At 59.4% G+C, this 13,331-nt stretch carries 11 protein-coding genes and 1 pseudogene; 3 read left to right on the top strand and 9 right to left on the bottom strand.

Annotation, left to right across the window (positions count from 1 at the left end; all coding sequences use genetic code 11):
* Window positions 1–307 precede the first annotated feature (307 nt).
* Window positions 308–1,567, bottom strand: a complete 1,260-nt coding sequence (locus GF1_RS05295; protein ID WP_267928591.1) for a prephenate dehydrogenase dimerization domain-containing protein — start codon at window positions 1,565–1,567, stop codon at window positions 308–310.
* A 98-nt stretch (window positions 1,568–1,665) separates the two neighbouring features.
* Window positions 1,666–1,968: pseudogene (locus GF1_RS05290) on the bottom strand (prephenate dehydratase domain-containing protein); the annotation flags it as partial.
* 236 nt (window positions 1,969–2,204) lie between these two features.
* On the opposite strand from GF1_RS05290, the gene GF1_RS05285 reads away from it, so the two are divergent.
* Together GF1_RS05285 and GF1_RS05280 are read left to right on the top strand one after the other, a co-directional pair.
* A complete protein-coding gene (locus GF1_RS05285) occupies window positions 2,205–3,257 on the top strand; it encodes a DEAD/DEAH box helicase (RefSeq protein WP_267928590.1) in 1,053 nt (350 codons plus the stop codon).
* A complete protein-coding gene (locus tag GF1_RS05280; protein WP_267928589.1) occupies window positions 3,254–5,236 on the top strand; it encodes a Zn-binding domain-containing protein in 1,983 nt (660 codons plus the stop codon). The genes GF1_RS05285 and GF1_RS05280 overlap by 4 nt, the downstream gene beginning before the upstream one ends.
* A 76-nt stretch (window positions 5,237–5,312) precedes the next feature.
* Here the strand turns inward: GF1_RS05280 and GF1_RS05275 are convergent, their stop codons facing one another.
* The 7 genes from GF1_RS05275 to tolQ form a co-directional block, all read right to left on the bottom strand.
* Complete coding sequence (locus GF1_RS05275; RefSeq protein ID WP_267928587.1) at window positions 5,313–5,771, bottom strand: SH3 domain-containing protein; 459 nt, start codon at window positions 5,769–5,771, stop codon at window positions 5,313–5,315.
* 314 nt (window positions 5,772–6,085) lie between these two features.
* Window positions 6,086–6,877: a TlyA family RNA methyltransferase gene (locus GF1_RS05270; RefSeq protein WP_267928586.1), complete on the bottom strand. Its 792-nt coding sequence runs from the start codon at window positions 6,875–6,877 to the stop codon at window positions 6,086–6,088.
* 31 nt (window positions 6,878–6,908) lie between these two features.
* Window positions 6,909–7,949, bottom strand: coding sequence for a tetratricopeptide repeat protein (locus GF1_RS05265; RefSeq protein ID WP_267928585.1), 1,041 nt, complete (start codon window positions 7,947–7,949; stop codon window positions 6,909–6,911).
* 71 nt (window positions 7,950–8,020) lie between these two features.
* Window positions 8,021–9,304 (bottom strand): Tol-Pal system beta propeller repeat protein TolB, encoded by a 1,284-nt coding sequence (gene tolB / locus GF1_RS05260; protein ID WP_267928583.1) that lies wholly within the window; start codon window positions 9,302–9,304, stop codon window positions 8,021–8,023.
* Between the two features lie 80 nt (window positions 9,305–9,384).
* Window positions 9,385–10,299, bottom strand: a complete 915-nt coding sequence (gene tolA / locus GF1_RS05255; RefSeq protein ID WP_267928582.1) for a cell envelope integrity protein TolA — start codon at window positions 10,297–10,299, stop codon at window positions 9,385–9,387.
* A gap of 10 nt (window positions 10,300–10,309) precedes the next feature.
* Complete coding sequence (tolR, locus tag GF1_RS05250) at window positions 10,310–10,693, bottom strand: protein TolR (RefSeq protein ID WP_267928581.1); 384 nt, start codon at window positions 10,691–10,693, stop codon at window positions 10,310–10,312.
* Between the two features lie 63 nt (window positions 10,694–10,756).
* Window positions 10,757–11,449 carry a protein TolQ gene (gene tolQ, locus GF1_RS05245; protein ID WP_267928580.1) on the bottom strand — a complete coding sequence of 231 codons (693 nt, stop codon included), beginning with the start codon at window positions 11,447–11,449 and terminating at the stop codon, window positions 10,757–10,759.
* Between the two features lie 520 nt (window positions 11,450–11,969).
* Here tolQ and GF1_RS05240 point away from each other — a divergent pair.
* Complete coding sequence (locus GF1_RS05240; RefSeq protein ID WP_267928578.1) at window positions 11,970–12,884, top strand: NAD(P)/FAD-dependent oxidoreductase; 915 nt, start codon at window positions 11,970–11,972, stop codon at window positions 12,882–12,884.
* The last annotated feature ends 447 nt before the right edge of the window (window positions 12,885–13,331 follow it).

Below are 13,331 nucleotides of genomic sequence, written 5' to 3'. Positions count from 1 at the left end.
GCCGCTCCCCATGGAGCGGGCAAAGAGAAACAGACACCAGCCAATGAAAAGAATGATCAGAAATGTATTGGGGGAAAATTTCTTTTTATTATCTCGTTTCACTCGTCCTTACCACACGATACGGACCTGTTTTGCAGGAAAGACCATCGATGGTCTCCCGGTCACGAACCTGGCCGGGATCTCCTCACGGCGGATGATGGTACTCATTTCAGCCCGCCGGGTCAACTCCATACGATCGCCGCTGCGCAAGACACGCCTGTATTTCAGTCCTCCGTACCCGCAATTCCCCTGAACCCCGGGATGGCTTTCAGCTGTCCGCCTCAGGCAACCGGACCCCGGCGCCCTGGACCATCCGGCCAAGCACCTGGTCCACGGCCTTGGCCTGGGCCATGCGGGCCTGGAGGAACTCCGGCGTGAGATAGTCGGAGTTGTGGTCGATGAGTCTGCACAGCTCGCTGATCCTGGCCTGATCCGCCATGACCGAGACCCGGGCGAGATTGTCGAGAAAATCATGGACAATCTTGCGGCTCGCCCCACTGGTGGACATGATCTCCGCATAGGTTCGCGGATTCTGCGAGTGGACCCTGGCCATGGCCAGAATGGGATAAAGCGAGGTCAGCGTACAATGACTGGCGATATCCTCGCTGGTTATCCCGTTGGCTTCCAGGGTCATGGCCAGGGCAACCGAGATGACGGTGGGCAGCTTCTGGCCAACACCCATGAGCAGATCGTGCTTACTGGGCGAATCGTGGAAGATATCGGCCCCATGCTTGTAGAGAAAGGCCTCGAATTCGGTGCACAGCCGTCCACTGCGCGGCGTACGGACGACGATGGCGTTCTTGTCCTTCATGGTCGCGGTCTGCGGACCCCAGAGATTATGCACCAGCATGACCTCGACCCCGGGCCCGGTCACCTCGAGGGCGGCATCCAGGGTGGTCTCCGACTCTCCGGCCAGCAGGATGAGCGCCTTGCCGTCCTGGATACGCGGCCCGTACCGGCGGATGGTTTCCACGGTGGCGGAGATGGGTACGCAGACCACCACCACGTCCACCTGGTCGATCATCTCCTCGGGCCGCAGGGTAGTGGAACGGCCGCTCAGAAGCACCTCGTATCCCTCATGCTGCAACCGGTCCGCAAACCATTTACTCATGTCGCCGGTGCCGATGAAGCCAAACGAACGGATGTATTTCACCCGCATGTCCAGCCGGGGGAAAGAACCGAGCAGGCGGATGGCACCCGGCACCTGGATCACCCGGTTTTCCACATGGGCAATGGCATCGGCCATCACCGGGTCCTGGATATGCCCTTCGGCCTCGATATAAATCTGCAGTTTCTGGGTCTTGACGTCGTTTTCAGCCCGCATGTCAAGGATATTGATCCCGCGCCGGGAAAACTCGCCCAGGATATCCACCAGCATGCCGAGCCGGTCTTCCAGGGGCCGGGTGATAAAGGCGGTGGCGTCATAACCGGTGGGCACAGCCAACTCCGGCCCCAGCACCGCGTATCTGGTTCTGTTATGGGGTGCCACTTCCCGTTCGAGAATATGCAGCCCCCGGGCGACGAGCATCTCCTCGGTATCGATGACCCGCGGGCCGGCAGGCCCAGCTCGCGGATTTCATGGATGGTCTGGTCCAGGTCGGTGACACTCATCAGGGTGATGTCGGGGAAGTTGCTGGTGATATACTCCTCGCTCTGGCTGAGAACGGGCCGCTTGCCCACCAGCACCTGCAGATCCTCCTTGGAGATGGCCGGATCGAAAACGCCCAGCGACAGGTGGGCCGACAGGAGGATATTGTCGATCCAGTAGCCATCTCTTATTTTTTCAAACAGACGGAAATACTGTTTGTTCTCCCCTTCCCTGGTATTATAGATGGGCACGATGGCCAATTGCACCTCGCCGGCGGCAAAGGCTTCGATCAGCCCGGTGGTATGGGGATAGAGCCGTATCGCGGCACCGGGGGCATACATCTTGGCGGCCTGCCAGGCGTGGCAGTGTTCAGGTCCGAGGGTGGCTACAGTCAGCATGATACAGCGATTTCAACGTGTTTGGTTATCTCTTGTCCGGTGAACAGGTACGCAGACACCGACCCCCTTATTCACAGGGGTTTGTTTCGCCACGGGCTGCGCTCCCGTGCAGGAATTTAAGGACGAACTGTGAACTTAACATTTAAAACGCAAAACATAAAACGTAAAAGATAATTCCAGTGCCTGAAAAACCATCTCCGGTGGGAGAATATATTACCGCCCTGAAAAACTCGGACCGGTTTGGTCCCCAGGTCGTGGCCTGCAGAACTTTTCCAGCCATCGACGCCAGGACCGCGAAGAACGCCAGGGTTTTCCCCGGGGGCCTGACCGACCTGCTGGAGGCCATGGGCATCTCTGCTCTCTACTCGCACCAGGCCGAGGCCATCGAGTTGATCCAGCAGGGAGATGATGTCCTGATCTCCACCCCCACGGCCAGCGGCAAGAGCCTGATATACAACCTGCCGGTCTTTGCCACCCTCCTGGAAAATCCACAGGCCAGGGCACTCTATCTCTTTCCGCTCAAGGCCCTGGCTCAGGACCAGGCCCGGGCCATCACCGCCATGGGAGAGCTGCTGTCCGGTCAGCCAGCGTTCCCCCGCATCCTGAGCAGTATCTACGACGGTGACACCACCGCGTACCAGCGCAAAAAAATCAGGGAATCACTGCCCGCCATCCTGATCACCAACCCGGACATGCTCCATCTCTCCCTGCTCGCCTACCACGAGATATGGGGACATCTCTTTGCCAACCTCACCCATGTGATCATCGACGAGGTCCATACCTACCGGGGAGTCTTCGGCTCGCACATGGCCTGGGTGCTTAGGCGACTGCAGCGCATCTGCCACCTTTACGGCGCGGATCCGGTCTTTGTTCTCTCCTCTGCCACGGTGGGCAACCCGACAGAGCTTGGCCGCAACCTGCTGGGCCGGCAGGTGCGGGTAGTGACCCGCTCCGGAGCGCCGCAGGGTGCCCGGCATGTCATTCTCCTGCAGCCGCAGGATTCGGCCGCCGGCTGTGGAACCATGCTCCTGGACGCGGCCCTGCACCGCAACCTGCGCACCATTGTCTACACCCAGTCCCGCAAGATGACCGAACTGATCACCATGTGGTCCACCCGGCGGCTGAAGGGACGCCGGCAGGAAGGGAAAATCGCCTCCTACCGGGCCGGCTTTCTCCCCGAAGACCGCCGGGCCATAGAAGAAAAACTGGCCAGCGGAGAGCTTCTGGGGTGATTTCCACCTCGGCCCTGGAACTGGGGATCGATATCGGCAACCTGGATATCTGCATCCTGGTGGGCTATCCCGGCTCCATGATGGCCACCTGGCAGAGGGCCGGCCGGGTGGGCCGGGCAGGACAGGAGTCCCTGGTCGTTCTCATCGGCCACGAAGATGCCCTGGACCAGCACTTCATGCGCCATCCCGATGATTTTTTCCAGCGCGAAGTGGAGCCGGTCACCCTTAACCCGGACAACCGTATCATTGCCGAACAGCATCTGGTCTGCGCCGCTGCCGAGTTGCCCCTGACGGCCGATGATCCCCACCTTGATCCTAAACGATTTCCCGGCCTGCTCGACAAACTCACCGGTCAGGGAGCGCTTCTGCAGTCTGCCGACGGGACCACCTGGTTTGCAGCCAGAAAATACCCCCAGCGGCAGGTGGACCTGCGGGGCAGCGGCGCCCGGTTCCATATTTTCAGGCGGGACAACCGCGAACTGCTGGGGGAGGTGGACGGGTTGCGGGCCGTCAAGGAGTGCCATCCCGGCGCCATCTATCTGCACATGGCCAGGACCTGGCACGTGGACAGCCTGGATCTGGAAGGGCGAGAGGTCCTGGTCAGGCCGGTATCGGTCCCCTACTTTACCCGGCCCATGACCACCAAGGTCACCGAAATCCTTGAGACCCTGGCCACCGTAAACTGCGGCGCCACCAGGGTTCATTATGGTATCCTCCGGGTAACGGAAACCATCACCGGCTACGCCAAGTATCTGGTCGGCTCCCAGAAGATGATCGGCCGCTTTCCCCTGGATCTGCCACCGCAGATCTTTGAAACCAGGGGACTGTGGATCGATATTCCGACCTGGATACAGCATCGGCTGGAAAAACAGCAGATGCACTTCATGGGCGGCATCCATGCCCTGGAACATGCGGTCATAGGTATCATGCCGCTGATGGTCCTCTGTGACCGCAACGATATCGGCGGTATTTCCCATCCCTTCCATGAGCAGGCAGGTGGACCGGCCGTCTTCATCTATGACGGCCATGCCGGTGGCATCGGACTGACCGAAAAGGGATTCTCCGGTATCCAGACCCTGCTGGAACAGACCCGCAAAACGGTCAGCGGCTGCGGTTGTGACCGGGGCTGCCCCTCCTGTGTCCATTCTCCCAAGTGCGGTTCCGGCAACCGGCCCATCGACAAGCACGCCTGCCTCCATCTCCTGAACCTGCTCCTGGGTCCGGGACGGAAGGATAAACAACGGACCAGGCGACCGAAGACACCCTCCCGGCCTTTACGAACCATGGAGATCGCCTCGGCAACAAACGACCGGCCAGCCGTCTCCTCAGGCCACCACCGACCGGAGAAAAAGGGACCAGATACACAAAACACACAAGATATACAAAAAATACAAAAAATCCTGCCGGAGCGCTGGGGTGTCTTCGACGTGGAGACCCAGCTCTCGGCCCAGGAGGTGGGCGGATGGCACCGGGCCCACCTGATGCGTATTTCGGTGGCCGTGCTCTATGACAGTCGGAAGGATCGTTGCCTCCATTTTACCGAGGAACGGATCGATGAGCTCCTCGACCACCTCTTTTCCCTCGATATGGTGGTCGGGTTCAACAACAAACGTTTTGACAACCGGGTGCTCTCCTACTACACCTCCAGGAAGCTCTCCACCCTGCCATCGTTTGACATCCTGGAAGAGATATCCGCCCAGCTCGGCTACCGCCTCAGCCTGGACCGACTGGCGGAAAACACCCTGGGAATACAGAAGAGCGGCAATGGACTGCAGGCCCTCGAATGGTTCAGGCAGGGCAGAATGGATATCCTGACCAGGTACTGTCAGAAGGATGTGGAGATCACCAGGGAGCTGTTCCTGTTCGGACTCAGGCAGCGCTACCTGCTGTTTCGAAACAAGGCCGGCCAGGTCGTGCGGCTGCCGGTACGGTTCGAAAATACGATCCACCGGCTCGTGGAAGGCCCGCAGACCCCGTGACCGACCGCTCCACGAGCGGCGTCCACAAGCCTGCTGATGGCCGGTGGACGCCGGGTTGGGAAGGGTACGGCCCTGATCAGGGCCAGATGAGTTTTTTATGTATCCAGCCGGTCAGCTGCGGATGGGACACCTTGACCCAGTCTCCCTTCTGGTCGACCTTCTTCAAGATGACCTCCCGGGCCACCGAGCCGATTTTCTTATACTTGGTCCCCGGACCGGAGCGGACATTGGCCTCGGTCTTCACCGTGACGATCACATGGGGTGTCTTGTCCACCAGGGAGGAGTAGATCCAGCCCTTGGAGCCCTCGAAATCCACCACCTTGAGCCACTTGCCCTTCCGCCCAAGCACCTTGAGAGGATAGCCGGCCGGAAGCTCGTAGAGAACCTCATACTTGGTATCCGGACCGGAACGCATGTTGACCCCGTCCTTGACCACGCTGACATACTCGGCAGCCAGGGCAGAACCGGCGGCAAAGCCAAGCAGCACCGCACAGGCAACAATCACAAAAAGACCATGCTGTAGTTTCAACTTCATCGGATTCTCCTGTATCGGAAAATCAGCAGTCGGAATCAAAATCCCGGACTGGCGCCTGCCGGATGCAGGCATCCCGGGCAGTTCCCGCCCTGATTTTCCCTTGTTGGTATGCCCAGGTCCCTGGACATGATCGTTTATCAGAAAATCGCCCCGGGGCGTGGTGTTGCCAGGGTGATTTTCATGGGTTGTTATGACTGACAGTGCTGAAACCCGGAGTCTCCCTTCGGTCGCTTACCCGGAGTCTCCCTTCGGTCGCTTACCTGGTCCAGCCATGCTGGTTTATCTGTAGACTGATTCTCCTCCTCCGGACCGGCTCAGCCGGAGGAAACGTCGTCCGCTGAACTCCGTTCCGAAGTCAGGTACATCAGAAATTCCTGGTTGCCCCTGGCCCCGGTGATCGCCGAGGCGACAATGCCCTGACAGGACAGCCCCAGCCTTTGACCACAGTGCAGGACCTTATCCAGGGCCTGCCTGTGCAGCGCCGGGTCACGGATTACCCCACCGCTGGCCACCTGGTCGCGGGGCAGCTCGAACTGCGGCTTGACCAGGGCCATGATCCGCACCACTTCCCCGAAAAGATTGCCAAGTGGCTCCAGCAGCAGCTCCAGGGAGATAAACGACGCATCGAGGACCGCAAAATCCAGCGGCTCTGGAATCTGCTGCCGGCTGAGAAACCGGGCGTTGGTGCGTTCCAGGACCACCACCCGGGGATCCTGGCGCAACTTCCAGTCAAGCACCCCGTAACCCACATCAACGGCATACACCCTGGCCGCGCCACGCTGCAGAAGACAGTCGGTAAACCCACCGGTGGAACAGCCGATATCGGCACAGACAAGAGAGCGCACATCCACCCCGAGTCCCTCCAGACCGCTTTCCAGCTTTTCCCCGCCACGGCTGACAAAACGGCGGCGTTCCCTGAGGCCCAGCCCGAGATTCTGGGGCACCATGCTTCCGGCCTTGAGACCAGACCTCCCGTCCCGTATCACCACCTGTCCCGCTCCGATCAGTCGCCGGGCCTCGTCCAGGTCCGTGGCCAGGCCCCGCGCAACCAGGAGTTCATCAAAGCGTATTTTTCCGGCCAAAGAGCGGTCTGTCTTTTGTACCATACCCGCACGCTCCGTGCTGCCGAAGGCTATCCTACAGCTTCTCCAGCCGTTTACGGGCCTTTTCAGCCTCAGGAGTGTCGGGATAGTCCTTGATCAGTTTTTTATAGATGATCTTGGCGGTTTCGTTATCGGTCAGTTTCTCAAAGGAGATGCCCTGTTTCAGAAGTGCCGTGGGAGTATGTGGATCCCGGGCATGATTGGAAATCACCTTCTGGTAATCGAGGATCGCCAGATCATACTCGCCCTGGGCGAACAGGCACTCTGCCATGTAAAAAAGGGTCCTGGCAGCCTTTTTGCCACTGGGATTTTCAGCCAGCACCTGCTCAAAAATCCGGTAGGCATCCTTGTACTTGCCGGCCTTGAACTCAGCCATGCCCTGGCTGAAGAGATCCCCGGCCGGGGCCGGCTGGGTGGTTACCGCGGTTTCTGGCCGACTGGTCTTCTGCACCGCCGGAGTTTTTTTCTGCTGCGGTGCGGCTGCCGGCTGGGCTACCACCACCTGGTCACTGCCAACCTTGCGCTTTCTGCGATCGGCCAGGATCCGGACAAAACTGCTCCCGTCCGTACCGGCCGAGGCAGCCACCACTGTCCGTTTCCTGGCCTCCTCGGCCCGCCTGGCGGCCTCGCGGGCCCGCTCCTCCGCGGCCTGGATCCGGGCCTTGCGCATCTGCTCAAGGCTTGCGGCAAGCTGATTTACCCGGGCCTCAATCTGGTCGAGCCGCGCTTCCAACTGGGCCGCCCGGTCGCTGTTTTCCGTCCGCAGCTGCCCGATCATCCCCTGGATAGAGGCAATATCTTCCTTGGTCTGCTCCCGAAACCTGGTGGCCAGGTGGGCGTTTTCTTCCAGCTGGGACTTGAGCTGCAGAACCTCTTCGCTCACCTCGTCAAGACGGCTGACAGAGCTGGCCTGGCGTTTTCGCAACTGGTTGACGGTGGAGCTCTTGACCTCCTCCACCTTTTGGTTGACCACCCGGATCTGATAACTCAGATCCCGGATCTCATCCTGGGACGCACATTGACAGAGCAGAAACAGACAGCTGCCGGCAACAGCCAGAGAACGTATTTTTTTCATCAGGGCCTCTCTCGGGTATCAATTATGTCCTGAACCGTGCAGGTTCAGTATCTCATGACTGGTTACGATGCTCATTTGGGACGACTGGACCACTGGGGATAGGACTGGTTGCCTTTGAGCTCAAACAACGGCCGCATTCCCTGGCCGTTCTTGAACACGGCCCATATCCGCGACCGCCCGTCCAGTTTGCGGGAAAAGGCGATCTGCTTGCCATCCGGCGACCAGGAGGGCGATTCGAAATCTCCTGGACCGGACGTGACCTGGGTCGGAGGCTCGCTGCCCTCGGGCGAGATGGTAAAGATATGGTACCGACCATCCTTGATGGAGGTATAGGCAATCAGATCACCCTTGGGTGACCAGGCCGGTTCGCTGTTTTCAACCCCGTCGAAGGTGAGCCGCCTGGTCCGCCTGGTTTTAATGTCCATGATGTAGATCTGCGGCCGGCCGCTGCGGTCCGAAACAAAGGCCAGATGCCGCCCGTCGGGCGAGAAGGATGGCGAGACATTGATCCCGGTCCGGGCGGTGAGCCGCTTGAGTATCTTGCCCTGAACGGTCATCAGGTACAGGTCCGGACTACCATCCTTGCTCAGAGTCACCACCATGGTTCTGCCGTCCGGCGCAAACGCCGGTGCCAGGTTCATACCCTTGCGTCGGGAAATGGCCCGGGTGACCTTGTCCTGGCGCAGGTCGGTGATATAGAGATTCTGGTTACCGCGGTGGTAGGAAGTGTAGGCCAGATAGCGGCCGTCGGGAGAAAAACGGGGCGAGACCGTCAGGTGCCGGTGGCGGGTGATCTGCCGTATCTTTCGTCCCAGGACATCGGCCACGTAAACTTCCTTGCGCCCGGTGGCGTCGGAGACAAAGGCAATGGAGGTCCGGCTGATGCCGGGTTCGCCGGTGAACTCCTCCACCAGGGCGTCGCAGAGCCGCAGCACCATGTCATCCTGCTGGGCCGCAGCGCCCCGATACCGGCGACCGGTGAGCATCTTGTTTTCCGCTACGTCAAGAAGCCTTGCTTCGACAAGCAGTCCCTCGCCACTGGGTTCATAACGCCCGGCGATCACATAATCCACTCCGAGATCTTTCCAGTCCGCATCCTGGCGCTCGTCGTAGCGGTCCGGATCCAGAACCTTGACAAAACCGTGGAATTCCAGCCCCCGGGACAGCAGATCCGCCATCTCGCGACCCCTTTGTTCCACCACCCCTTCCCGGTCGAGACGGACAAAGGCCGGGATGGCGACCACCACCTTGCGCAGGTCCGAGGCGGTGATGTCGAGATAGATGCGTTCCGCCCTGACCGGTCCTGCCAGCACCAGGAGCAGAAGAAGCCACAGGCCGGCTGCAGTATGTATCATCCTCGTAACGGACATGTTCACATCATATATCTGAAGTAAAAAAACAGCTTCTGTCAGAGGTTGCTTTGCCAGGGGCTCCCTCAGTTCACCTTCAGTTCACCCGGTCTGAACCTGAGCCCGATCTCGATGGTATTCTCACTCAGAAGCCTGGGAAACGGAGGAAACGGAGACGCCTGCGCTATGGTTTTAAGTACAAACTGATCGAAAAAGGGATCCTTTGATTTCCGCTCGACAAAGGATTTGATAACAGAACCGTCCCGCCGGATGGTCAGCACCACCACGGTCTCGAGACTGCTGTCCCACTGGCGCATGGCTGGCAGGACCCAGAGGCTGTGTACCCGTTCATACAGGGCGGAAAGATACTGCTTGAGCACCAGCGATGTAAGCTGCCTGTTCCCCGTGGCCCTGGCGACCGGAGCCGCAGGCCTGGATTCCAGGGCGGTGGACTCCCGGATCACGGCCGCCAGTTCCTCCCTGGCCTGGCGGGCCAGTTCGTCGGCACGGCGCTGTTCCTCTCGGGCCTGGGCCAAGGCACGCTGGCGGGCCAGTTCCCGCTGGCGTCTCTCCCGGGCCTGACGCTCCTTTTCCTCGGCCAGCCGGGTGTCGCGGGCCCTTCTGATCTTGCGTTTGAGCGGTTTCAGGGACACCGGAGCCGCCGGCGCGACCCGGGTCTCCGGTTCAGGAGCCGGGGCCACCGATACCTGGGGTGTTTCCGGGGCCGTTTTCTGCCGATTGACCTCTGGCGCCGCCGTACTTCTGGCCGGGGCCGGTGGCGCCGGTGCAGATGGTTGTGCCGGCTCGGGCAGAGAAACCAGGTCCACGGTCACCACCTCGTCGAGCAGGGGCCGACGGTCCAGCATCGAGGGCACCAGCATGCCCAGTCCGAAGATAACAATGTGCAAACCCACCGCCAGGTTGATCGCCCACAACCAGCTGCGGTCGTCACCCCTGGCGCGGTGGTGGAACTCCATGTCACTGTAGGATGCGCCGTCCAAGGGTCCGGATCTACTGCTTCCTGATTGCCGGTTGCGTTACCATACCGAGCCGGGTGAATCCCGCCTGCTTTATGTCATCCATGATGGCAACCACCTGTCCGTAGGGAACCTGCCGGTCGGCCCGGAGATAGATAGGCCGCTTGCGTGCTTCAGGAGGCATGGCGCCAAGCTGCTGACGCAGCAGGGCCGCGGTCACCTTGACCTTGCCAAGAAAGATCTCTCCCTTGCTGTTGATGGAGACCAGCAGGGGTTCCTCCTCCTGGCGCAGGGATTTGTTGGTTGTCTGAGGCAGGTCAACCTCGATACCCTGGGTCATCATGGGTGCGGTCACCATGAAGATGATGAGCAGCACCAGCATGACGTCGACCAGCGGCGTCACGTTGATTTCAGCCATCAACCCCCTGCAGTTTCTTCCTCCCATGGCTCCCATTATGCGTCCTCGGTCTCTCCTCTTCGCTCAACTGCGGGTCAGAAAATCACGTTCGATCAGATTAAGAAAATCCGTTGAAAAATTCTCGATATCTGAATCGAAATCAGCCAACTTGCCGGAATAGAAATTATAATAGATCACCGCCGGGATGGCAACGGCCAGACCGGCCGCGGTGGCGACCAGGGCCTCGGAGATACCCGGCGCCACCACCGCCAGGGAGGCGGAACCTCGCATGCCGATATCCTTGAAGGAAGTCATGATGCCCCATACCGTTCCGAACAGACCGATGAACGGAGTGGCGGAGCCGGTGGTGGCCAGGAAGGACAGGGATCGACCGAGCCGATCCATCTCGATGAGGTGGGCCTTGCGAACGGCCCTTTTGAGATTATCCATGGTGGCAAGCTGCATCTCCAGAGTTTCACTGCCCTGCTGCGAGTTACGGACCGCGCTGATCTTTTTCAGCTCGCTGAAGCCGGACATGAAAACCGCAGCTTCTGGACTCAAGGGAAAATCCTTGGCCGACTCATAGGCATCGCTTAAGGTCTTGCTTTCCCAGAACTGCTCGAGAAACTCCTCGGACTCCCTGGTGGTGCGGCGAAACATCACCTGTTTCATGATAATGATCGCCCAGGAAACCACCGAAAAAACCAGCAGGGTGAACATCACCAGCTTCACCATCAGCCCGGCGCCGGCAATCATGTGCCAAATCGAGATATCCACAAGAATCTATCCCTGAATTATATCGTGTGTTATAGTTTCGTTGGGCTGGCAAACCTGGTCCAGCCTTGCAGGTTAGCGTTTGTATGCTACCTGGTCGAGGCGAGACGGCGGCATATCTGCTCCTTCCATGCCTCGATCTGGTCCTCATAAAGCGATGACGGAAATTCCTGTCCGCAATCCATGCAGACGACCCGGGCCCCGCTTCAGCGGCCTCTGAGTTCCGCCGGCCCATCGCAGACAAAGCAGCGAAGCGCGAGCTCGGGAAATCCGCCCGCCGGCTCGTTCGGTTTGCGGTCCTGTTTCGGGGCATTTGTTCGGCAGCCATTCCCCGTCCTTTCGCCGCCTGCACTCTTTTTCACAGTAACAAGGAAGTCTACCTGAAAATCACAATTCTGTCGACCTTGTTCTTGAGATGTTGTAGATACCATTGTGAAAATTTAATCAGAGACCCAACCACCCAAGGAAAAGCAGATATACAGCGAGTTACAGATCGATTCATGACCTTCAAGGAGGTGCAGGTATGGCAGAAAATCCATATGATGTCGTAATAATAGGAGCAGGCCCGGCTGGTATCCAGGCGGCCATCCACGCGTCACGGAAAAAGACCAGCGTACTCATGCTTGGCAGGATAGAAAACAGCGCCCTGTACAACGCCCATATCGAAAACTACGCCTGCCTCGACGGGGTCCACGAGGGACGCGAACTCCTGGAAGCCGGCATGGCCCAGGTCAAACGGTTCGGGACCGAGGTCTCGCCCGAGGACGTATTGAAAATCGGCCAGGAAGGCGAACTTTTCTCCCTTGACCTGGAGAGTGGCCGGACCATCACCACCCGGAGCCTCATCTTCTGCATGGGCGTGTCCAAGAAAAAACTCGGCGTTCCCGGTGAAAAAGAGTTTGCCGGCCGCGGGGTCAGCTACTGCGTGGACTGTGATGCCAACTTCTACCGCGGCGCCACCGTGGCCGTGGCCGGCAACCGCAGCGCGGCCATCGACGGGGCCCTTACCCTGCTTGGCTATGCCGACAAGGTGTACCTCATTGCCCGCGAGCTCAGGGCCTCGGACGACCTGCTCGAACGTCTCAAGTCCAGCGAGGTGGAGGTGATCGAAGGGACCTGGGTCAAGGAAATCCTCGGCGAAAATGCGGTGACCGGCCTGCGCCTGGAAGACGACCGGGAACTGGAAGTGGAGGGTATCTTCATCGAGTTGGGCTCCAAGGGAGCCCTGGAGCTGGCCACTCAGATCGGCGTCATGCTGGACTCGGAATTCTTCAAATACATCGACACCACTCGCAAACAGGAAACCAACATCCCGGGCATCTACGCCGCCGGCGACATCTGCGGCCCGCCGTACCAGATGGCCAAGGCCGTGGGCGAGGGGTGCGTGGCCGGCATGGAGGCCGCCACCTATGCCCGCAGGCAGAAAAGGGCCGGCTGAGCGGCTTCACCTGAAAAACGTCCCGGGACGTGGTGTTGCCAGGATGATTTTCATGGCCTGCTGTGGCTGGACAGTATCGTAAACAGGGCCAGCCATGCTGGTTCATATGAAAAGAGGCTTGGCTCAACTTTTTGCCGTTGTTGCTCCACAGGAGGCGGGCGCCTGGTTCGCCCGCTCTCCTGTCTACCTCCCGGTCAGATAGTCAAGAACAAATATCCAGCCTGCGCAGGACGCCATCAACCCAGTACCCCCCCCGCAAGAATAGGGCCAATATACGGTTCTCTCTCACCCACTCTGTGTCGGTTTTGCTTGATTAAAATCGCTTAATCTGCTAAAGTTTCTTCCTTAATCGATGACCTGCGGCTCATCATTCCTTCCGAAGCCCGCAGCAAACACACCATCATCGAACAAATTCCGAAACCAGCAAACCCATGGGCGCCTTGACAT

The organism is Desulfolithobacter dissulfuricans (assembly GCF_025998535.1).
Classification (GTDB): domain Bacteria; phylum Desulfobacterota; class Desulfobulbia; order Desulfobulbales; family Desulfobulbaceae; genus Desulfolithobacter; species Desulfolithobacter dissulfuricans.
This window is presented reverse-complemented; position numbering and strand designations above follow the sequence as displayed.